Source organism: Vibrio cholerae ATCC 14035, from assembly GCF_000621645.1.
GTDB lineage: Bacteria > Pseudomonadota > Gammaproteobacteria > Enterobacterales > Vibrionaceae > Vibrio > Vibrio cholerae.
This window is the reverse complement of the sequence record NZ_JHXR01000031.1, coordinates 1-21,934: the sequence shown is the minus strand read 5'-3', so window position 1 is coordinate 21,934 and position 21,934 is coordinate 1. Positions and strand designations below refer to the sequence as shown.

Here is a 21,934-nt window from a genome sequence, read left to right as displayed (position 1 = left end):
GTCCGCCGCTCGCCACCCAAGGAACAAGTTCCTCTGTGCTGCCGCTCGACTTGCATGTGTTAGGCCTGCCGCCAGCGTTCAATCTGAGCCATGATCAAACTCTTCAATTAAAAGTTTTTTGAAGCTTTCGCTTCGGCTCAATGAATACTGATTACATTCTTTGCTTAATTAAAAAGCGAAGTAATGTTGAATTGACTGTGCTGAATGATTGCTCATTCAAATGGTCACTCAGTTCATTGATAAATCTTTTTGATTATCATCAACGAGTGCCCACACAGATTGATTGGTTTATATTGTTAAAGAGCTTTTCCTATCGAAATCGCTTTTAAGCTCAATTCGCTAGGGCTGCGTATATTACGCTTATTCAGTTGAGTGTCAAACGTTATTTTCTAACTTTTTCTTCTCTTTTGCTTTCACTTTGTGATTTGAATCTCACGCCGTGTCAGTGAGGGCGCATTATAGGGAGACAGAGTTTTATGACAAGCTTTTTTTGACAAATAAAATCGTTCGCTCAAAAAGACAACAATGGAATGTTTTTCGAATAAAATTTCAACATTTGAGGGGGGTCACACCATTCGATTGGAAAAATATCAAGCATATACGTAAGATTCCTGTGTCTATTTTGTTAATTCATCGATAGACCGTGAATCTTCTTTCTCTCTGATGCGTAGTAATTCAATATGAAATCTGACAAATCGATGTTATGGATTGCCCTGCTTGCCGTTATTGGTGCCGGGATTTTATCGCAATTGACTCTACACTCTTCTTTCGCTTTTCTAATTGGTGTGGTTGCAACGGCTTTAATTTGCAAACTTTCTACTCACCCCACTCTTTCATCAAGCGAAGATGAAGAGGCGTCTTCCACCACGAAAACACTCTATGTGGGCAATCTGCCCTATAAAGCCAATGAATCGCACGTTAAAGAGCTGTTCGCCGAGTTTGGCGAGGTCTTTGCGGTGCGTTTAATGAAAGACAAACGAACAGGTAAACGGCGAGGGTTTGGATTTGTGGTGATAGCCGCAAGCCAAGCTCAAACAGCCATTGATGCACTCAACGAAAAGGAATATATGCAGCGAACGTTAAAAGTTCGCATTGCGAATGATCCTAAATCGGATGAAGAAATGGCTGAACAGGATTAAAACCTAACTGTTCAAGCTTTATGTTCAGCGCACTTTCCTCCCATGGTGGTGCGCTTGCATAAATTCGATGCTTTTGCTTTGCACCAACCGCTTGCTCTATTCCCAGCAACTCCTGCACTCTGCGCGCAATGGCCAAACCAGAATCAATCAGTTGCACTTGCTCTCCAAGTACTTGCTGGATCTCTTCTTTAATCAGGGGAAAGTGAGTACAGCCTAAAACGGCGACATCAATCGTGTTCTTCAGGGGTTGCAATATGCTGGCTAATTCTTCGAGATCGAGAGGCTTACCACGCAATTTCTCTTCAGCCATATTAACCAAGCGTGTAGACCCCAATAGCTCAACGTTTTTGTTGGCGGAAAAGTCACGGATCAGTTCTTGAGTGTATTGCCGTTTCACTGTGGCTGGCGTCGCGATAAGCCCAATCGCCTTGCTAGCAATCAGGGAGGCGGGTTTAATTGCAGGCACAACCCCGACCACAGGTATCGTGAGTTTGGCGCGCAATACGGGTAACACTATGGTGCTCGCGGTATTACAAGCGATGACCACAAGATCGATTCGCTCTTGTTCAACCATTCGAGTAACCAGCGTATCAACTCGTGCGATCAGTGTTTCCTGGGTCAGCTCACCATAAGGATATGCCGCGTTATCAAACAGATAGATATAGTTTAATTGCGGCAAGCGGGCTTCAATTTCTCGATATACGGAAAGACCACCCACACCAGAATCGAAAATCAGAACACGAGGAAAAGATGGAGATGACACGAGTGCGACAACCTAACTAGAAAAAACGGAGAAATCATACTCTCGCTGCTACATTAGGCAATCCACCCCAGATATATAGCATTAAAAAATCTAATTCAAAATTCATTATTTGACACATTACCAACATTTCAATTCTTAATCCTGAACCACATTAGCATTAGAGTAAAAATTCTATATGTATCAATAAGAAGAACCTTTCTTTCCTGTCATTAATCTTACAAAAGAAGAACAAAAAACGAACAATACAAACTTAACCTCCCCACGTGGAAACATAAGTAGTTTTCATGAATAACTTCTTTTCATCCAAGGATGAGATCGTTATTGGTGTGCTCAACATGATTGTTGTGAGCCACGACCCAACCATTTTTATTCACTTTTTAAGGAAACTTATCATGTTTAAAAAGTTTTTAAGCTTATGCATTGTTTCGACGTTTTCCGTCGCAGCAACCTCAGCACTTGCCCAACCCAATCAGCTTGTTGGCAAATCATCTCCTCAACAATTAGCACCATTGATGAAAGCCGCTTCAGGGAAAGGCATTAAAAATCAATACATTGTTGTACTCAAGCAACCAACGACAATCATGAGTAATGATTTGCAAGCTTTCCAACAATTTACTCAACGATCTGTCAATGCATTAGCCAATAAGCATGCACTCGAAATCAAAAATGTTTTTGATAGTGCGTTAAGCGGTTTTTCTGCAGAGCTAACGGCTGAGCAACTACAAGCTCTTCGTGCCGATCCTAACGTCGACTATATCGAGCAAAACCAAATTATTACGGTTAATCCGATCATCTCTGCATCAGCAAATGCGGCTCAAGATAACGTAACCTGGGGAATCGACCGCATCGATCAGCGCGATCTACCGCTCAATCGTAGTTATAACTACAACTATGATGGCAGTGGCGTTACCGCTTATGTGATCGATACCGGTATTGCTTTCAACCATCCTGAATTTGGTGGACGAGCAAAATCCGGCTATGACTTTATCGATAACGATAATGATGCCAGTGACTGCCAAGGCCACGGTACACATGTGGCAGGCACTATCGGGGGCGCTCAATACGGTGTAGCTAAAAACGTTAACTTAGTTGGTGTGCGAGTGCTGGGATGTGATGGTAGTGGTTCAACTGAAGCGATCGCCCGTGGTATTGACTGGGTGGCTCAAAACGCGTCCGGCCCTTCTGTTGCCAATTTGAGTTTAGGGGGAGGGATATCTCAGGCGATGGATCAAGCAGTGGCTCGACTCGTCCAAAGAGGAGTCACGGCGGTCATTGCTGCTGGTAACGATAATAAAGATGCTTGCCAAGTATCCCCTGCACGTGAACCAAGTGGTATCACTGTAGGTTCAACGACCAATAATGATGGTCGCTCTAACTTCTCGAACTGGGGTAATTGTGTACAGATCTTCGCACCAGGATCTGACGTCACTTCGGCGTCGCATAAAGGTGGCACGACGACTATGAGTGGTACGTCTATGGCCTCACCCCATGTAGCTGGTGTCGCAGCCTTGTACTTACAAGAGAATAAGAACCTCTCTCCGAATCAAATCAAAACGCTGCTTAGCGACCGATCAACCAAAGGCAAAGTCAGCGACACTCAAGGAACACCAAATAAGCTGCTGTATAGTTTGACCGATAACAATACCACTCCGAATCCTGAGCCAAATCCGCAACCAGAGCCACAACCGCAGCCTGACAGCCAATTGACTAATGGTAAAGTGGTTACAGGCATCAGTGGCAAGCAAGGTGAATTGAAAAAATTCTATATTGATGTGCCTGCAGGTCGTCGCTTGAGTATCGAGACCAACGGAGGTACGGGTAATCTTGATCTCTATGTTCGTCTAGGTATTGAGCCAGAACCGTTTGCTTGGGATTGCGCATCTTATCGCAACGGCAATAATGAAGTTTGTACCTTCCCGAATACCCGAGAAGGTCGCCACTTCATTACACTCTATGGCACCACTGAGTTTAACAATGTCAGTTTGGTGGCTCGCTACTAACATGACGCATTAAACAATAAAAGCCAGTCAGATGTTCTGACTGGCTTTTGTGATTAAAGACAGTGTCTAAGTTTAAAACTGATAACCAATATTAAGATAATACGCGCGCTCAGCAGCAGGGTAGCCATTGGCGGTTTCGTACTCTTTATCTAATAAGTTATCAATTCGAGCGCTAATAGTCGTCGAGTCTGTGACATAGTAGCTAACTGAGGTATCAACGAGAGAATACGCATCAAGTGTTATGTTTTGAGTGGGGTAAGTGTTGTAGTCCAAATCTGGGCGTTTACCTACATATTGGTAACCAATTGACCAATCCACTTGTTCGAAAGCCACTAGCGCATTCCACTTATACATATGCTCAGCACGACGCTGTAATGTTTTCCCTTTACTATCATCGGCATCTTTGAGGTCAACACTTAACTGGTGCTGCACAATTCCAGTGGCAAACTCGGCTGTAAACTCAACTCCTTTTATATTGCTCTCACCTATTACGTTTTGGTAATTCTTCGTTGTTGAGTTGTAATCGATCAGGTTATTGATTTTGTAATCATAGCCAGTGATAGACCATTTAATACCTGAAAATAAGCCGTAGAAGCTCAACTCTGCTGAATCTGCGTCTTCCGGTTGTAAATTAACATTGCCATAAGACGGATCGTACTGTTGATATAAATTGGGAGCCTTAAATGCTGAGCCATAAGATGCTTTAACCCCGAACTCAGGGATAAACTGATACCCTAGAGCAATGTTGTGGGTAGTTTGCGAACCATACTCTTGGTTATCATCAAAGCGTAGACTTGCCTCCAACAGCCATTGTTGCCACTCAGCAGCAACCACAGCAAATGCAGCAGTGTTGCTGCGGTCAAACTCTTTATCCGCTGTTTTATCAATATACGACTCGTCTCGCCAGTCCACACCACCAGCGAACGTCCACACATCATTGACCAAATAGCGATTAATCCACTGGATATTTCGTTGTTCAAGATTATCCGATGTGTCCGAGTATTTTCCCTTAGACTGGGTGTAATCCCATGATTTTTGCTTCTGGGTAGTTAGCTGCAATTCAGATACCCAACGTTCACTTTGATACTGAGTACCAATTGTAAAAGAAAGGTCATCCTTTTCTGCCTCTTTATAGTCACGAGTACCATAGCTGTTGTCGTACTGATAAATATTTTCATAAGCGCGGGCATTGGCAAACAAAGACCAAGACTCATCAAATTGGTGCACGTAACCCAACAACGCATTATCTGACCTGAAACCGTGACGATCACCATCATTCACTCCAGGAACTGGACGAACGTTGTACCCTTTATCACTCTCTGTGCCCAAAGCCACATTCATCTGGCCTTTTTCACCAATCGCAACCCCAGAAGCAATACTGAGTTCTTGGTAATCCAATGAACCCAGTCCAGCACTTACGGTTGTGCCTTGTTGTTGTGAACGAGCTTTAGTAATGATGTTAATGACACCACCAATCGCTTCAGATCCATATAACGAAGCTCGAGCGCCACGCACATACTCAATACGGTCAACATAAGTTAGTGGAATTTGGTTGAAATCGACCGCTCCTTTTGCAGCACGAGCAAAACGAATTCCATCCACTAATACCAATACTTGATCTGAACTTGTTCCACGTACGAATAAAGAGGCTAACTGACCACGTCCACCATTTTGCGTGATCTGAACACCCGTTAATCTACGTAACAACTCAGGCAATGTCTTAGCTTGAGTTTGTTCGATATCTTGGCGGGTAATGATTTCCACATCCGCCAAAGTTGAACTGGCCTTTTGCTCAAAACGATTTGCCGTCACAACAACCGTTTCTTGAGGTTGTGCTTCGTTGGCGTGTAAATAAGAGATAGGGGTAAGCAGCGATGCTAGAGCGATCGCCAGTGCTGATTTTTGCATTATGTTGTCCTAAATCGCGTGAATCCTACCGAGTGCAATACCACTGCATAACTCAGTTGCTGGCAGGTCTTCGGACTTGAGAGCACTGTTGGCCTACTGGCTCGACTTCCCACTCGAAAAGCAGTGTCGTTTGAGCGTTCGTTCTCTCTTACCGCTGCGCGTCATAACCATACAGTTGGGAAATAAAACGTAAAAAAACTAGACAAGTGAGGACAAAAGGCTTTATTAACAAGCAATTACACTTAGAGCCACATGAAAACACTCATAACTCAATTAAGCGTCTAAATTTTTCACATTTACTTTCGGTCTATCTAATTTTTTATTCCTTTAGACCATTTAAGAAATGGCAAACTGACATTGTTAAACTAGTATGCATCGGATGTATAGACGGCTAATACCTGCCAAAGCTTAGAGTAATAGATAACTCATATGATTACTAATTTCAGATATTGAATTTTTATAAAGTTGAACATGAGATTTTATCATGATTGACAATTCAATCCATGCAACAATGATTACGCAAACACTCCTCCTTCAACATGAGTCACTGGAGATATAATTTGCATAAACTAGCTGTGCTTTCACAACTGTTGTCTAACGAAAATGTTGAACTACTGAATTTGATTTCTCGCGAAAAGCCCAACCGTCTTGACTAACTTTCTAAAATGAGTGGGCGCAGCATCAAGGATGTTACTGATACTTTGGAAGCTCTTTCATCTAAGGATTTTGCGTATTTAGAGGTCAATATCGACCAATAGCGTTGTTTACGACATTCGAGATCGTTATTGGCAGCTCCCTTTTACTTTGAATCGCCAACAAATAAGAATAACAAACAAGTTGCGTTGGAAAGCGCTTAACACGTAGTACAATACCCTGGTCTTTCTGGGGGCATATGCATGTTTAAAAACATAAAATCGATAAAAAATTTCGGTATTTTCAAGGGTGCTAGGACTAATGCTGGTCAGCCTTTCTATCAATTCAATCTGTTCTATGGCTTTATACCCAAACAACTTGAAGTTGCAGGTGGGCGGCAAATGAGTGAATCCCCATGAGCATAGATAAAGCTATGTGATTGGGGTGAACGAATGCATCCAACACCGCTGCAGCTTCAAGTAGGAAGGGTATATATACAGTATGTTATGGTTGTATATGGGGGCTTTTTTGTGAGTAAAAAATCTTTCTCAGACACTTTAATACTCCCTGCACCAAGTGGTGGCATCAGGTCAATTTCTGCAAGAACCCTTTTTGCAGTAACTTCGCTGCACAGCCATTATTCTCAAATCCGATGATATAAGGTTGGCAGCATTGGTTTCCAATGCCAGCCTGCATGGTATTGATAGATTCTTCATGCAGGCTAGACGTAGAGTAAGCGTGTTTGAACGACCATTTTCCAGTGGCACGAATAGCAGGAGGGTATGGTATGGATACAGTCCATATAAGACCGACATGTATATTAAACTTGCTGATTTGTATAGATTATTTTACAACTTTGTCCTTAGGGGAAAGATGGAAAAACGCCAGCTATGAGATTAGGTATAGCAAAAGGCGCAGTTTCTATAGAAAAAATCATTTATCACAATGATGTGAAAGAAAGCTTGGGCTACATCAAATATTGGTATAGTATTCATATCAGTTGGTTGGGTTATACGACGACTATTTGATCAAAGTAACTCTCTGATAGATATGGCTTAAAAGTGCTTGACAGCAGTGGCTACGAGTACTAAAGCATAAGTGTAGATTGTGGCGGTAGGAACATCCCCACGTAAAAAACACCAAATTCCTTGTTTGTTGTGGCGGTAGGAACATCCCCACGTAAAAAACCTAAATTCCTTGTATTATCTACAAAAAAACCCTGACTCAAGTCAGGGTTTTTTTGTATATGGGATCGGATATGGAACTAAAAAAATTAGATCAATCTTTCTATGTAGACAACCCCAAAGTAGAACAAGATTTGGATTTTGATAGTCAGTTAGGCACATGGAATAGCAGTAAAACCAGAGGTCATGGCATTGTTAAAATTACCATTAACGGATTAACATTCGCCATTCCTGTAAGATCATATATCAAGCACAATGCCTCATATATCTTAGAGGTGAACCGCCAAGATCGAACCATCAAAGGCATGGGGCTGGATTACTCAAAGGCACTCTTAATCAGAGATGATAGCCATGTTACTGATGATGTATTTGTCTTACGAAATAAGAAGTCTGGTAAAAAACTCATCGGCAAAGAAGAACATATAACCAGTCAATTTCAGAAGTATGTTGAAAAATATATTGATGCAGTAAAGCGCAACGATGCCAATATATACCCGTTCAACTTGAAGATGCAGGTTTCAATATCTGAAAATTGTCCGTAATTCTGGATGCGAGTGAGCCTGCAACTTCTGCTAGCGTCACATCAAAAAACTTTTTGATAGCAGAGGTGAATGCTGCTTTGGAGGGAAAATAGACATTGTTCCTCACATGCTCATTCATTACTTTCCAAAGCCGCTCTATCGGATTTAAGTTTGGACTGTATGGTGGCAAGTAATGAAGCTCTATATTGAGCACTTTTGCCGCATTCTTCACCATTTCTGACCGATGATAGGCTGCGCCATCAAGCACAATATGCACGGTTTGCTCTAGTGGATAACACTCTTTCTTGAGCTTCCAAAAGAAGCGAACAATACTCTCGCTATCTATCGTCTCATAAGTATCGGTGATCGTGTCGCTAATCTCTTTCAGGGGTAGAGCACCGATTAAATTCACTCGAGTACGACTACCTGTCGTTTCAATAAGCTTATCCTGCCCCTTACGGATCCAGCCATAGCTGAGCTTTGTTGATTGAGTCGGATGAACAGCATCCATGAAAAGCACTGGTGCATCATTGGACTTAAGCACCTCGTTGTAATACTCGATAAATGCTTGCTGCTCTTCAGGTTTTAGCTTGTGCGGTACACCTTTGGGCTTTTTGTATGAAAAACCGTGGTGATGTAACCACTTATTCATGCCTGCAACTGTGTAGCGAACGGCGAATTCAGCCTCGACGTAAGCAACGATTTGATGGGTATGGAAATAAGTTTTTTCAGTCAAATGCTCGATTAGATGCATGGTTTGGGTAGCAGAAAGCTTACTTTGGCTTCCACCATTTTCAGGCTTGAGTTTTTCAGAAAGCACGTAGTCGCTGAGGTGACGTGCAACAGTCGATTCGTGAATGCGAAGAGCTTAAGAAATCATCGCCTGACTCCAACCTTCAGACGCAAGTAAGACCGCTTTGATGCGGTCACGTACTCGACCATCACGAGTGGAATCGTGCATCTCTTCGAGTTGTAGTTTCTGTTGGGGAGTCAGTGTTATTTTCATGGAGCGTAGCATGATCCTGATTTTATGAGAAATCAAGCATCTTCAATGATCACTGGTATAGTGAAGAAGTGGATGTCTTACTATTGTGCAAAAGAAGGCAACCAAAAACGTTCGCAGTACTTCTTAATTAACCGTAAAGGCGATCATTCGCAAATTGACCAGTTGCCTGACTTATTGAAGAACCATAGGTCTGAATACGCTTATCTAATCAGTAAAATCAAAGAAGCTGTCACGCAACCACAAAACTGTGACGCTATTGCTGTTCAGTCGTATATCAGAAAAATAATGGAAGTGTATTTTTCGTTCAGGTTTAACCTGACTGATTTCAGAAAGCAAGGGACAGATCATATCGCCCCTAATTTTTTGAAAGGTATTGATAACGCTGAAGTGAAGGCAAACGCCTTGTATGAGTACATGAATGAAAAATGCCATGCGAAGTCGATGGAGCTTGGTACACAACTTCCTGAAGCCGTACAGCCACAATTGGCGGCTATTTGGGACATAATCTGCACTGCTATTGAAACGAATGATAAGCCACATTATGACGCTTATTTCGCTTGATATATTCTTCGCGTTTTGAACTCAACCTAGAGTCAGTGATTCCTTCGCTGACTCTATTAGCTAATACGCTGTAGCCAAAAAGCAGAGAGTAGAGATGAGATTGCCCCATGATCTTTCGTGGTCATTGAACTCTCCGCAACATAGCTGTGAAAAACAGCCCTATCCCTAGAATACACTCCAATTGATTCAGTCCAAACCACATACAAACCTAACTCATTAAGGCAGAAGTTCCTTCACATCACAGCCCAAAGTGTCCGCAATCTGATACAGCTTCTCAACCGTGATATTGACTTCACCGCGCTCAATGCGTCCCACATAACTTCTATCTATCTCTGCGAGCAACGCGAGTTTATCTTGAGTTAACCCCTTGGATTTTCTCATTTTTGCAATGCGTTTGCCCACAAGTGCTGCAAGCTTCTTGTTCATGTTTTTTATTTATGAAATTAATTTGTTGAACAATTGCACAGTTGCGGCATATAACTCCACGGACTATAATCCTCAAAACCATCAATAAAGACCGTTTTTTGAACACATGAAGGTAAAGATCAGAAAAGAGTTATTTCTCGCCATTTATTACAATGAACATTTCTCTGCCAATGACTTAAAGTCCTTTCCAATAGACTGTGATGAGAAAGAATACTTATCAGATGAATACGTCGAAAAAAAATTGAAGGAAATGTCGCTTATCGGCGCAATCCTCTCATGCGGCTTCGATAAACGCGGCGATGAGAAGTTTTCCAAAGGTTTTATGTTCAACCATACCGATTGGGAGGTTGTTGATTACGATAATTACAGTGAGGATTCCAATTACCTTTCCCTCAAAAAAGAAAGTCTCTTGACGATTTTGCAAGATAAACAGTCAGAGCTGTCAGAGTCCAATTCTCTTCATCAAAGGGCATGGAAGCATTTCAATCGGTTGTGTGCGCAATACTCCGAGCTTAGGCCATGCATAGAACAATACATCTCAGAACATGACAATCGCAGATTGGATATCAAAGCCGAAATGCTGGCAGTAGAAAATGCAATTAACCTCTACAAGAACACAGCCCAACTAGAAGAAAGTGGGAGCTAATTTGCATAATCCTATACTTTACGCACATGCCACAAATAACAACATGCTTGTGGGGCAGTTTGTCCAACAGTCGAAGACCAACTTATCATTTTCATACTCTGATGAGTGGTTAGCATATGATTCAGCCTTTCCGCTTTCGTTAAGCCTGCCGCTCGTAAAGGGAGAATGTGCATCATTTTACGCACTGAATTTTATTCACAACCTGCTTCCTGACTTGAAAGAAGAACGATTCAGTCTTGCTCAGTCGGTGGGTGTGCAATCCAACGATGTATTCACTTTACTCTCAAAAGTTGGTCACGATTGCACGGGCGGCATTTCATTTACTGAGAGTAGGGAGCCGCCAAAGATAGGGTGGAAATATCGAGAGATCTCGGCAAGTGAATTAAATGAACTCGTTACTCAGCGTAAGTCATTTCTTCCATGTTTTGGTGACTACAGGCCATGTATATCTGGTACACAAAGAAAAACCACGCTGATGAAAACAAATGGTAGGTGGTATGTCCCACAGGGAACCGCGTTCAGTAGTCACATAGTTAAGTATCCGATGGATGTGATTACCCAAAGTAACTCCGTGCTAGATATGAGTAGCAGCATTGAGAATGAATTCATCTGTACTCAAATAGCAAAGGAACTTGGTTTTAAAGTCCCCGACATTGAGATAATAACCGCAGAATCAGGAACTAAAGCCCTTGCAGTAAAACGGTTCGACCGATGTTTTGGTGATGGAGTTGTGACTCGTAGACACCAAGAAGATTTCTGCCAGATTTTGGGTGTACCTGAACATCAAAAATATCAATCGGAGAACAACCTAAGTGTCTCCAAAATTGTTGATGTTTTAAGTCTCTCTGCGCAAAGCAAGGCGAACAATCATGACTTTTTTAAATTCATGATTTTACAGTGCCTTCTTGGTGCCACTGACGGTCATCTCAAGAATTTTTCCGTGCATATTGATACTGGCGGATACTATAAACTTGCACCGTTCTACGATTTGCTATCAGCTTACCCTGCTGTCAGTGCTACAGGGTTAAATAAGCGCAAGCTAAAACTAGCAATGGGACTGCAAGCATCACGAGGATACAAATACCATATCAGCAAGATTTGCTTACGGCATATAGAGCAGACAGCGAGTCAGTTCGGTATCAGTAATGCTGAATGCCATGAAATCTTCTATGCCTTTCTCGCTCAATTTAGTAGCGCACTGAGTTCTATAGACAAAAGATTCCCTGGACAGGAGTTTGCGTTGGTAAAGGATGCAATATTTCAACATGCCACTGAAATCGTTGAAAAGTTAAACAGAACAATTAAGTAAACATCTGGTGTAACAATGGTTGCCCGTGTTGTAAACATACTCGTTAGCAGTGAGGGGAAATATGGCTGAAACCACGACCAATGGAAGTAACACGACTCTCGACTTGAAGCAGTCTTTCGCGCTGTTAAGTGTCGATAAAAGCGGTATCGTAACGATGAAATTTGGAGATGAAGTAACGTTTTTTATGAATGACAAATGTTCAGCAATCACGGCCGATTTATTAAAAGTGATTGCGTCAATAAAAAATGGGAGTATCCAGCAATGAAGCGCGAAAAAGAAAAGATCAGTGGACTAACAGAAACTTCGTGTGAGAACCACTTCTGTTGATTGCTCCTTCCCAAGAAATGAAAAAAGAATTAGATGTGATCGTCGGTGATTATTCAGTCGATTTAGATGGCGACTATTAGGAGTGAGGATTGTATGAAAGCAAAAATCGGCATTCTATCAGAAGAGCTTGCTCGTAAGCGCATGATTCGCATTGCAGAAGGAAAAGTGACGCCTGAAGAACCTTACCCAAAATTTTTGTTTGAGTCACTGGCTGCGCTTTCACAACTCTTGTCTAACGAAAATGTTGAACTGTTGAATTTGATTGCTCGCGAGAAGCCAAACAATCTTGATGAACTTGCTGAAATGAGTGGGCGTAGTATCAAGGATGTTACTGATGCTTTCGAAGCTCTTTCATCTAAGGGCTTTGCTTATCTGGATGTGAGGGGAATGGAATCTCGACCAATAGCGTTGTTTACGAAGTTCGAGATCGTAATGGGCAGTTCTCCTTTACTTTGAATTACACACAATTGGACATTTCCGAGTTACGTGCGATCACACTTAGGCCCCAACAAGTAGTTGGAACAATACAGTAACCACATGACTTGTAGTATATTAGTGGCATATGCACTTGTGTGCTTTTTAGGGAAATTCTTATGTACATCAAAAAGGTAACGATCAAAAACTACCGCAGCTTCCGCTTTTTCGAAGCACAGCTTCAGCAGCTAACAGTTGTCATTGGTGAAAACGATACTGGTAAGACGAACTTTTTCACCGCACTTTCGTTACCGTTAAGCGGCAACCAAATAGACTTCAACCAGAAGCGATTGAGTGTCTCAGACATTAACAAAGATGCCGTGATTGATTTTCTAAAGTCTGTTGTCGATGATGACACTGAAGATAATCAGCTTACAAAGATCCCTAAAGTATCCGTAACCGTAGAGTTCGCAGATCCGAAAGATGCTTATGAAACAGCTCTGTTGGCTAAGTGGATTGTTGCTGATGGAGGCGAAGAAACATACAAAATTAGATACGACTTTAAGCCTAAAGACGACAAAGACTTGCTTGAGGTTGTAAAGAAATCGCTCGCTGGTAAGACTTTAGATGATATTAACTGGTTTACTCTACCCGTTGAGCTTTACGACTACCAAGTCGTATCTGTGAACAACGAAAAGCCTATCGCATACAGTGACTTAAAACACGTCAGTATCCATAGTATCAATGCAGAGCGAGATGACTTCTCAGAAAGCAGTTCAATGAAGTCCAATAGCATTTTCACCAAGCTGCTTATGAACACTCTCAACGATGACGACAAAGGTCAGATCAATACAGCCTACTCTGAGTTCTTTAGTGCTATTGAAAAGACTGAAACATTCGACAAAGTCATTGGAGCTAATGACGATTTTGAGAATTACGACAGTATTATCAAACAGCTTGAGTGCACTCCTAACCTGCCTAATTTGAAGAACATCTTATCGAACATCACTTTGAAATACGGTAATGAATTTCTGTACCAAAAAGGCTTAGGGCAACGAAATCTTATCTACATACTCATCCTGTTTGCTTACTACAAGTCATGTGGTGATACATTCAACTTGTGCTGTATAGAAGAACCAGAAGCACACTTGAGCGTTAACAACCTTCGTTTAGTAAGAGACTTCATTGAGAAAAGCTCAAGCAACAGCGGCTCGCTTGTACAAACTATCATTTCGACCCATAACCCATCGATCATCAACAAGTTGAAGCTTTCTAATGTGTTGGCGTTTACTGGCGAGAAAGCAATTAGTCTGTCTGATACTCCAACTAAGCTAGTTGACTACCTAAGAAAGAGACCTAACTTCGACATCTTAAAGCTGCTGTTTGCGAACAAAGTAATTCTCGTAGAGGGGCCGACTGAAGAAATGCTAATCAGCACTTATCTGTCTAAACAACCAGCCCTCAACGACATCGATATTATTCCAATTGGTCAACGTGGTTACGCCACTTTCTTAGATATATGGCTAGCCTTGAACAAAGATAACCAGAATAAGAAAATTGGTGTTGTCCGTGATTATGACAATTCAGATGCGGCTAAAGCCAAACATGATACCTATGACACAGCGCATGCGAATGTCACTGTAAGAACAACAACAAACTACACACTTGAAATTGATTTAGTAGAAGCAGAAGACAACCTAGCTTTACTAAATGATTTATTCGAAATGGAAGGCGACCTCGACGCAGTATCCAAGCACATGATTAATGGTAAGACAGCAAGAATGCTTGATGTATGTGATGCGATGGTTGATGAAGAGAATCCACTGGATATCAAGTTACCAGCTCACATCGCTGAGGTCATCGAGGCGGTATCATGATAGAAGTACAGATTGCTGGTGCAGGTGCTGGGAAAACTTATGGCTTAGCAAAGACTTTGATAGAGCACATCGAAGCTTGTACTAGTCACAAAAAGACATTTGCACTGACGTACACAAACTCTGCAACAGCGAAGATAGAACAAGAGATAATCAAACAGCATGGCTTTATTCCGTCGAATCTCTGTATACAGACCGTACATAGCTTCTTGTTAAACGAAATCATCTACCCATTCTCGTCATTCACTCTCGGAGATGTGTATAACGACGCATCAATAATGATGTTACCGAGCGATGCTAGATTCAAAAACTGGCACTTAAAACGATTAAAAGATAAGAACGTCATTCATGCCGAGAGCGTATACAACATCGCTAAACAAATTGTTGATGAAACCATCAGCAAGCACAATAACAGAGCGAAGAAAGCAAAAGTCCGCAGACTATTGGCTATTCTAGGAAGCTGCTTTGACAAGATATTCATCGATGAAGTCCAAGACTTAGACAAAGATGCACTCCGTTTTTTCGAAGTTCTAGGGTGCAACGATATTGATGTGTATATGATCGGAGATCCAAAACAAGCCATCAAGTTTCCCCAAGATCTTGATGCTTTCGTTCGAAAAGTAGCTCCAAAAGAATACGCGACTATACTACCGATCAACAATCAAACCAGACGAGTACCCACAGAGATACTAGCGGTCTCAAACAGCTTCTGTTATGAAGGTCAACAACAAGAGTCACTATCAGAAATGGTTGGTGAACTCATGTACATTGAATCGACGGACGGACGATATGACGAGCTACTAACGAACTACTTAGATACAAAACAACTTGTTTGTATCGACAAAAAGAATGGTCGCTATACCACTTCGTCTAAACACAAACACGCATTCCCACGAGAGATCGAGGAAATGATTCGTGATTCTAACCACAAGAAAGACAAAGCTTTGTTTGTTAAAGCAGCTTTTTCTGACTTTATGGACGATGTCGCCGAAGTCGGTGCAAGAATTGCTATCAATAGGCTAAAAACCAGTCATGGCTTGACACTTAGTAAACAACACTTAGCCCAATTACTTGAGCTGTGCAATTCTTGTACGGGACATGACGTTCAATTCAAAGTCCAAAGTATCGAATCTATCAAGGGATTGGATGCTGATGTGTGTGTAATCATACTTAGCTCTAATACCCTAAAATACTTGACCCAAAATGCTATTAGCGAAGCAAACCGATTTAATAAAGAATGGAAAAAGGTCTATGTCGCTCTTACTCGTGCCAAGAAGAGGTTGGTATTGGCTTTAGATCACGAGTTACTCGCTAAAGAAGATATGGCGGCTGTTAGGGACTCCATTGGTGAACTGGGATTCGTTACTCATAACTAGTATGCATCTGTACACAAACACCGATGGAGTCTAGTAGAAGACTGACTCAAAAAATGTGTGATATCTAGCGACCCTGTAAATAATTTTTTTTGCCCCTGATTGTAACTCGCTTTGGGGCAGATCTGAGCTAGCCAAATCAGCTAGCTCGAAGATGGACAGAAATGACTTAGATTTACTGCTCTACACCATCTGGTTCGGATAAGCTGAATTTGGGTAATTAGCAAAAAGTCTAGTTCTAGTATTCAATCAACTTGATGATTACCCATCACTCCAAACCTCAGCAAAATTGGCATCTGTTGAGGCTGGGCCAGGTACTGCCTCATCAATTGTCATTCTCACTGGAATATTAAATGCGGAGCCAAATCCCACAGCATCTCCTCTAGGTAAACCAGATATTTCGCTTAATACAGTTTCATTTCCATTTTCCATAGCATGTCGTAATGCATTGAGATCTCGTTCATTAGTTAATCTCAATGATAACCAGTTGGAACACATGGCCAAAACAGTAGAAGAAAGTTCAGATGGTCTCTGTGTACTAACTAGTAATGAGCAACCGAACTTGCGACCTTCTTTAGCTAATCGCTCATAAGCTTTTAATTGATTTGCATCTTCAGCATAAGGGTCACGCAGATATTGATGAGCTTCTTCCAATAAGAGTAACGTTGGGTAGCTATTATTTTGCCCACGCTTAAAGAGTACTTCTGCGTACATTTCGAGAAGAGCGCCTAGAACTAACGGGGATAAATCATCAGCTAGTCCTTTCAAGTTGATTATGTGAACATTCCAATCTTGAGGAGTTCCTTTTGGTTTACCAAAAATATAGTCAACTTCATCTTGTAGAGGAGCGTCCCAAGTCTTCGCTGCATTTATGCTTTGCCCACCAGTTGTGTCTAATACTTCTGTAAAACGAGAGTCTTCGGAAAGCTGCTGGATAATTTTAATCAGAGGTAGAACATTTCCATAATTGAAAGCATTCCTTTCACTTGAACCAGCATTTCGACTCGCAGCCACACAGCCAAATTCTGCTACTAAGTTGGCTAATGCCTTGAACGGAGGCCATTGAACTTGCCTCTTTACATACTGTTGTTGAAGAACATTCAACCAGGAGCTTAAATTAGCTTGATTGTTTGGACTACAGTCATCTACTAGGGCGAAACTATTTGTAATACCAGAGCTTGAATCATATTGCTCTACCAACATTTCATTCGGATTGGCTGGATTTGTCTTCACAAAAGGTAAAGAACGCAGTGCGTTTCGTAGTGCTGGTAATTGTGTTTTGTCACTCGGTCTAAGTAGTTTGATTAAACCAGCCCAGCCAAGAGACTGGTAAGGTATCCGATGGTAGTTAACGTGCTCCTTTGAGAACACATCATCAGACTCAATATTTGTGCCTACCCCTAATACGGTTTGCCGCACATTTTTCAAGCCTTCAAACGCTTGGGCGTACTCTCCATTAATATCGAAGATTACAATTCTTGAACTCGGAAAATTTTCTGCTATCTGTCTTGTAATCAAAGCATTGAAGTTAGATTTGCCATACCCAGTACTTCCTAGTACCGCTAAATGCCTACTTAACAACTTATTTACACCCGCTCGAATTTCTACTGTACGGGTTCTGGCGTCGCTGCCAAGCCTTAAGGAAAATTTTAGTTCTTCCTCTGATATGCCAAACACAATATTTAAGAGATCTTTATCTAGTGGAAGAGCTTTAGCTCCTAAAGGAGGTAGCATCCAGTTTTCAGAAATAAAGTGCAGTCTGTCTTCGGTTGATTTTATGTGCCCAATAGCATGGCAAACTAATTGTCTTAACGGTATGTCTGATACATTCATCGTACCAAACTTAGTAGCATGTGCTTTTTCTGGTTCAACAAAGGACATATCGGTCACACGTGCTACTATCAGATGCCTACCTGCCTCAAAAGCTATTAAGTCTCCAGGTTGAGACACAGAGTTCACTCCACCTCTATGTGAAGCTAGTTGTCCTTTATGGCTATCTAACAGATTTACCCGAATTTTAGTGCCTTCTAGAGATACTACGTATCCTATTTGGGACATATCGTTGTAGCTCATCGCCTATTCCCCATTGTTACTTGAACCAAGGTCTTGAATAGCTTCAGCTATCACTTTGGCTGCATTATTTTTAGGGAACAAAACAGGTTTTGGAATCAAATCCACGAAGTTATCAAAGTAAGCATCAGTGCCGCCTATGATTGTGACTTGATTTAGTTTCATTTTTCTTATTTTATCAATGCATCGTTGGGCTTGACTCAATCCATTTTGAAGCTGACTGTTTGCACAAAGCTCTGCCAATTCTGGATAGCAGATAACGATATGAAGAGATGGATTAAGTAAAGCGCCAAGAATAATTCTATTGATGTGGTAATCTCCAAAACCGTAACCATTAACGAATAGAGTGGTCTGTGGTTTAGTCAAAAACTCACTAAATCGGCGGAACATTTCACCATATACAAAACCAATTGTATGGTGGTACTTGTTGGCTCCAGGATAAATTAGACGTTGATTCTCAGTGAAATTACTATTTTTTATCAGAGGGTTAATGAAATCTTGGTAAGCTTTTGAACTAGTGCATTCGATGACTTCCCCGCTTTCATCTTGAATCCAAGTCAATGAACCGTGAAGCTTGTATAGGTACATGTTGTAATGTCCGAAACGAGCTTCTCCCACTGCGTTTATATTACGAAACCCTAAATCGAAGGAGTGAGGTTGAAAGGTTCTTGAATGAATGCCCGAAAAGCCATTTATGAGGTTGATCCCTGACTCTTCTGCTGACCACTCTATGGCTAAATCATAATTTGTAGTGAAAATGGATGGTGCAGCTTGACCAGGTTGGCGATTTGACAGCAGCTTTTCTAGTAAATTTCTATGTTTATCAAACTTCTCATTCTTCCCTATGTGAAGTTCAGGAAAGTCTGAATTTACCAATAAGGCAGCTTTGGTTACTGAGCGATATAGTTCAACCAAGACATTAAACAAAGCAGTTGAGTCTTGCTGCCAAGTATCCATCACGCTCTTGTTTTTAAGCACCTCATCAATCAAAAGTTCAATATTGACAGAGCCAGCATCAATCTCCTCTTGGCTAATCAGTTTGTACTGATCTCTCAATATCGGAAGCATTGGTTCATTTCGAGATTTAAAGTCTAACCAAATCTCTTTCATGACCATACCACCTGCACTCTTGGAAGCGCCTGCACCAAGTAATACCCCTACGTTTTCTAGTTGACACAAAGAGGACAAATGACTCTCTAAGTCTTTTCGATCAATTTCACTGCTACCTTGATAAAACAACTCTGCCATTTTTATGTATCCGCAAAACCGCACAATACGATGATTGTATCATATTACCTGTGTGCTAAATTGTGGGGAAGGTGTAGAGATTACAAAGACATCGATTTGATATACGTAGATATAGTCTACTGGCTGAGCAAATTTGGCCGTATAGCTAGAGTTTTGGCATAAGGAAAAATAAGTCAAATACCAAAATGAATGCTGTACAGAAAAACTGACCTAAAACATTTTGGGGCACTTCTGAGTTTCGAAGTGCCATCTGTGAAGGTTCTGGACAGAAATGAGTTAGGTTAGGGTAACCAGCCAAATCTGATTTGATTGTATAATGACTTGGGAGCGGCGGGTCGAATCCAGACTAATCCACTTGGGCTGCTTTTAAACATTTTAATTTAGTCGTTCTCCATATTTGCTGCTATCGTATTTTTTGCTAAATTACGATAACGCAATAAAGCTCTTACATATCTCTGCCCCGATGCAGGCTTCCACTTCTTACCTAATTCATGCGACATTTTTTCAACAAGAGTGTTTAAGTCATCACCGTATTTCAGAACCAACGCATCAAGCAGTATTACAGTATCAGCACTTAAAACTTGTATTGCTAGATGTTGCTCAATTGTCAGGTCGGGATCGCTGGTTTTTACTAACTCTATCTTGTTACCACTCACTCTTCGGCAAATTCCAAGAGCGACTAAATCAGCAATAACATTCCTAGCCCCATGTTCAGATTGCTCGATAGAGCCTTGTTTAATCAACTTATCAATAAGTAGCACTGCATTTTCAAAGTTGCTAGCAGCCAAGAATAGACTAGATTTATTTCTGCCCCCTGTTATCTCACCGAAATCAGGGGAATAATTATTTGCATCATAAACCCTAACTTTGTCACGTAAGAGGCTGATTAGTCCTGAATACCTTAGCCACGAAATAATTCGATTTACATACTGATCATGTGCTCTACCTGCTTCGGAAGAGTATGCGCTATTTGTTATCTGAGCTATATCATCGATAGAGATATACGACTTGTTGCCTGCTTTAAATGCAGACATAGATTCTTTATAGATCGTATGTCCCAACATTTGGGTGCGCACTTTTTCAGGTATCTCGTCAATATCGCAGTTCAGCTTGTACTTATCATCACTAGTCTTAACAACCAATGAGAATGATGAAAGGTCAATAAAAATGTTTTGTATTGTCCCTTTACTATAACTAGTCCTCTCAACCAACTCATCTATCGAAGCAGCATCATCTTTTATAAGCTCAATAAGCTTTAGAGACATATTTGTACCGTAGTTAGGCATAAATGCCCAAGATATGACTGGAGCTTCATTTGTAGTTAAATAATCCCTGAACACGTCCCAATAGACCGAGATTTTCTCACCTGTCTTAATTAGCAGTCTGTCAGAAATCAATTGAGAAACCGTCTTATCACCAAACTCTTTGGTTGCTTCATATCTGTCTACAGGGGACTTTTTAGCAACAAATTTTAAACAATCAACTTCACGAGATGGGCGATCTAGATCTTCTTCAAACAAATTCTTTATTTGCATCTGGCTGATAAGTAGCTCTTCTTGAGAGTTGCCCTCTTTTATCTTCTTGAAAAGATGGATACATAGCTTTTTCAAGAACCAAGGAAAACCTTGAGCTTGCTGTATCAAGCGTGCCTTTAAAGGCTTGGTGAGGGTAATGTCAGCTTCTGCTTCGAATGTGGAAATCAGTTTTCTTGAATCTTTTTCATCAAATGTCTTCAAGCGTTTTTCAGTGCGATGATCACGTAAGTCATGCCACAGGCCGTAAGCTGGATTATCATCTCCTAAAAATATCCCTGTACGCCAAGAGAAGCCGACAACCACATTGGTCTTCTCTGCCGAAACATCAAGTGCGAATCTTCTAAATGAGCGGAATAGAGAGAAAAGCTCTTCTTTCATGAAAACTTCTTCGAATTGGTCGAAAAAGACAACCATGACTTTATTATTCCGCTCTAAGTACTCAGCACACTCACGGAATGCAGTACCACCTGTGATTTCATCAATATTTTCAATTGAGAATTTGTGTTCGTATTCAATGAAGCCATCATCAATAGCAGTATTAAAAGCCTTACAAACAGCTTCGGCTACAAATCGAGAGCCTCTTGCTGAACGGACATCGATGGGATAAAGATAAAGCTTGTTCTTCCACTTTTTATTTGTGAATCGCTCAGCAAGATTTGTAGTGGTCAACTAAAATTGGCCACGGTTTTAGAGTTTTCCCAATATAATCGTTCTGATTCATTGGGAGTTAGACCACCGTTATACTGATGTGGCCTGAGTTGGCAGTAATATCCGATAATGTAGCGGGTGATCTCTTGTTGAGCCTCAGCGAAGCTACGATAACCCACAGTTGGCACCCATTCCGTCTTCAGACTTCTAAAGAAGCGCTCTATCGGCGCATTATCCCAACAGTTTCCTCGGCGAGATAAACTCTGTTTTATTTGAAAGCGCCACAGTAATTGACGGTATTTACGGCTAGTATAATGACTGCCTTGATCGCTATGGAACATGACACCTT

At 41.2% G+C, this 21,934-nt stretch carries 17 protein-coding genes, 1 rRNA gene and 1 pseudogene; 10 read left to right on the top strand and 9 right to left on the bottom strand.

What is annotated here, in order from left to right; all coding sequences use genetic code 11:
- A 16S ribosomal RNA gene (locus T411_RS0114205) occupies positions 1–110 on the bottom strand; the annotation flags it as partial.
- A gap of 570 nt (positions 111–680) precedes the next feature.
- Between T411_RS0114205 and T411_RS0114200 the strand changes: the two genes are divergently transcribed.
- The gene (locus T411_RS0114200) at positions 681–1,139 is read left to right on the top strand and encodes an RNA recognition motif domain-containing protein (protein ID WP_001884322.1); all 459 of its coding nucleotides are present in this window, start codon (positions 681–683) and stop codon (positions 1,137–1,139) included.
- Here T411_RS0114200 and murI read toward each other — a convergent pair.
- A complete protein-coding gene (murI, locus tag T411_RS0114195; protein ID WP_000098149.1) occupies positions 1,105–1,902 on the bottom strand; it encodes a glutamate racemase in 798 nt (265 codons plus the stop codon). The genes T411_RS0114200 and murI overlap by 35 nt on opposite strands.
- 392 nt (positions 1,903–2,294) lie before the next feature.
- Here murI and T411_RS0114190 point away from each other — a divergent pair, with 392 nt between their 5' ends.
- A complete protein-coding gene (locus T411_RS0114190; protein WP_000473082.1) occupies positions 2,295–3,902 on the top strand; it encodes a S8 family peptidase in 1,608 nt (535 codons plus the stop codon).
- A 72-nt stretch (positions 3,903–3,974) separates the two neighbouring features.
- On the opposite strand, the gene btuB is transcribed toward T411_RS0114190, so the two are convergent.
- Positions 3,975–5,810 carry a TonB-dependent vitamin B12 receptor gene (gene btuB, locus T411_RS0114185; protein ID WP_001172310.1) on the bottom strand — a complete coding sequence of 612 codons (1,836 nt, stop codon included), beginning with the start codon at positions 5,808–5,810 and terminating at the stop codon, positions 3,975–3,977.
- Between the two features lie 1,891 nt (positions 5,811–7,701).
- Here btuB and tenpIN point away from each other — a divergent pair.
- A complete protein-coding gene (tenpIN, locus tag T411_RS01000000119500) occupies positions 7,702–8,169 on the top strand; it encodes a type III toxin-antitoxin system TenpIN family toxin (protein ID WP_000420717.1) in 468 nt (155 codons plus the stop codon).
- On the opposite strand, the pseudogene T411_RS01000000119495 reads toward tenpIN, so the two are convergent.
- Positions 8,126–9,154, bottom strand: a pseudogene (locus T411_RS01000000119495) (IS630-like element ISVch6 family transposase). The gene tenpIN and the pseudogene T411_RS01000000119495 sit on opposite strands and share 44 nt — an antisense overlap.
- Positions 9,155–9,178: 24 nt before the next feature.
- Here T411_RS01000000119495 and T411_RS0114165 point away from each other — a divergent pair.
- Positions 9,179–9,715 carry an AAA family ATPase gene (locus T411_RS0114165; RefSeq protein WP_001245750.1) on the top strand — a complete coding sequence of 179 codons (537 nt, stop codon included), beginning with the start codon at positions 9,179–9,181 and terminating at the stop codon, positions 9,713–9,715.
- Between the two features lie 216 nt (positions 9,716–9,931).
- Here T411_RS0114165 and T411_RS0114160 read toward each other — a convergent pair whose 3' ends face one another.
- Positions 9,932–10,141 (bottom strand): helix-turn-helix domain-containing protein, encoded by a 210-nt coding sequence (locus tag T411_RS0114160; RefSeq protein WP_001035410.1) that lies wholly within the window; start codon positions 10,139–10,141, stop codon positions 9,932–9,934.
- A gap of 106 nt (positions 10,142–10,247) precedes the next feature.
- On the opposite strand from T411_RS0114160, the gene T411_RS0114155 reads away from it, so the two are divergent.
- The 6 genes from T411_RS0114155 to T411_RS0114130 all read left to right on the top strand — a co-directional run bounded on the left by T411_RS0114155 (position 10,248) and on the right by T411_RS0114130 (position 16,087).
- Entirely contained in the window at positions 10,248–10,787 is a 540-nt protein-coding gene (locus tag T411_RS0114155; protein ID WP_000865168.1) for a hypothetical protein, read from the top strand.
- Between the two features lies 1 nt (position 10,788).
- Entirely contained in the window at positions 10,789–12,096 is a 1,308-nt protein-coding gene (locus T411_RS0114150) for a HipA domain-containing protein (protein ID WP_000551797.1), read from the top strand.
- A gap of 61 nt (positions 12,097–12,157) precedes the next feature.
- A complete protein-coding gene (locus T411_RS0114145; protein ID WP_000852434.1) occupies positions 12,158–12,361 on the top strand; it encodes a hypothetical protein in 204 nt (67 codons plus the stop codon).
- A gap of 155 nt (positions 12,362–12,516) precedes the next feature.
- On the top strand, positions 12,517–12,879 hold the full coding sequence (locus T411_RS0114140; RefSeq protein ID WP_000644763.1) for an HVO_A0114 family putative DNA-binding protein: 363 nt from the start codon (positions 12,517–12,519) through the stop codon (positions 12,877–12,879).
- Between the two features lie 137 nt (positions 12,880–13,016).
- The gene (locus T411_RS0114135) at positions 13,017–14,714 is read left to right on the top strand and encodes an ATP-dependent nuclease (protein ID WP_000275574.1); all 1,698 of its coding nucleotides are present in this window, start codon (positions 13,017–13,019) and stop codon (positions 14,712–14,714) included.
- Positions 14,711–16,087, top strand: a complete 1,377-nt coding sequence (locus T411_RS0114130; protein ID WP_000573771.1) for a UvrD-helicase domain-containing protein — start codon at positions 14,711–14,713, stop codon at positions 16,085–16,087. The genes T411_RS0114135 and T411_RS0114130 overlap by 4 nt, the downstream gene beginning before the upstream one ends.
- Before the next feature lie 258 nt (positions 16,088–16,345).
- On the opposite strand, the gene T411_RS0114125 is transcribed toward T411_RS0114130, so the two are convergent.
- From T411_RS0114125 to T411_RS0114110, 4 genes are all read right to left on the bottom strand, one after another.
- Positions 16,346–18,157 carry an ATP-binding protein gene (locus tag T411_RS0114125; RefSeq protein ID WP_000121188.1) on the bottom strand — a complete coding sequence of 604 codons (1,812 nt, stop codon included), beginning with the start codon at positions 18,155–18,157 and terminating at the stop codon, positions 16,346–16,348.
- A gap of 3 nt (positions 18,158–18,160) precedes the next feature.
- Complete coding sequence (locus tag T411_RS0114120; RefSeq protein ID WP_000818840.1) at positions 18,161–19,402, bottom strand: SIR2 family anti-phage-associated protein; 1,242 nt, start codon at positions 19,400–19,402, stop codon at positions 18,161–18,163.
- A 380-nt stretch (positions 19,403–19,782) separates the two neighbouring features.
- Positions 19,783–21,606, bottom strand: coding sequence for a hypothetical protein (locus T411_RS0114115; RefSeq protein WP_001911918.1), 1,824 nt, complete (start codon positions 21,604–21,606; stop codon positions 19,783–19,785).
- Positions 21,603–21,934 (bottom strand): integrase core domain-containing protein (locus T411_RS0114110; RefSeq protein WP_027694900.1); only part of this gene is annotated, 332 nt, incomplete at its 5' end. The genes T411_RS0114110 and T411_RS0114115, both read right to left, overlap by 4 nt.

Excerpts from the sequence above, each read along its gene's own strand:
- T411_RS0114200 (WP_001884322.1), top strand. The coding sequence starts at position 681 with ATGAAATCTGACAAATCGATGTTATGGATTGCCCTGCTTGCCGTTATT.
- T411_RS0114190 (WP_000473082.1), top strand. The coding sequence starts at position 2,295 with ATGTTTAAAAAGTTTTTAAGCTTATGCATTGTTTCGACGTTTTCCGTC.
- btuB (WP_001172310.1), bottom strand. The coding sequence starts at position 5,810 with ATGCAAAAATCAGCACTGGCGATCGCTCTAGCATCGCTGCTTACCCCT.
- tenpIN (WP_000420717.1), top strand. The coding sequence starts at position 7,702 with ATGGAACTAAAAAAATTAGATCAATCTTTCTATGTAGACAACCCCAAA.
- T411_RS0114165 (WP_001245750.1), top strand. The coding sequence starts at position 9,179 with ATGAGAAATCAAGCATCTTCAATGATCACTGGTATAGTGAAGAAGTGG.
- T411_RS0114160 (WP_001035410.1), bottom strand. The coding sequence starts at position 10,141 with ATGAACAAGAAGCTTGCAGCACTTGTGGGCAAACGCATTGCAAAAATG.
- T411_RS0114155 (WP_000865168.1), top strand. The coding sequence starts at position 10,248 with ATGAAGGTAAAGATCAGAAAAGAGTTATTTCTCGCCATTTATTACAAT.
- T411_RS0114145 (WP_000852434.1), top strand. The coding sequence starts at position 12,158 with ATGGCTGAAACCACGACCAATGGAAGTAACACGACTCTCGACTTGAAG.
- T411_RS0114140 (WP_000644763.1), top strand. The coding sequence starts at position 12,517 with ATGAAAGCAAAAATCGGCATTCTATCAGAAGAGCTTGCTCGTAAGCGC.
- T411_RS0114135 (WP_000275574.1), top strand. The coding sequence starts at position 13,017 with ATGTACATCAAAAAGGTAACGATCAAAAACTACCGCAGCTTCCGCTTT.
- T411_RS0114130 (WP_000573771.1), top strand. The coding sequence starts at position 14,711 with ATGATAGAAGTACAGATTGCTGGTGCAGGTGCTGGGAAAACTTATGGC.
- T411_RS0114125 (WP_000121188.1), bottom strand. The coding sequence starts at position 18,157 with ATGAGCTACAACGATATGTCCCAAATAGGATACGTAGTATCTCTAGAA.
- T411_RS0114120 (WP_000818840.1), bottom strand. The coding sequence starts at position 19,402 with ATGGCAGAGTTGTTTTATCAAGGTAGCAGTGAAATTGATCGAAAAGAC.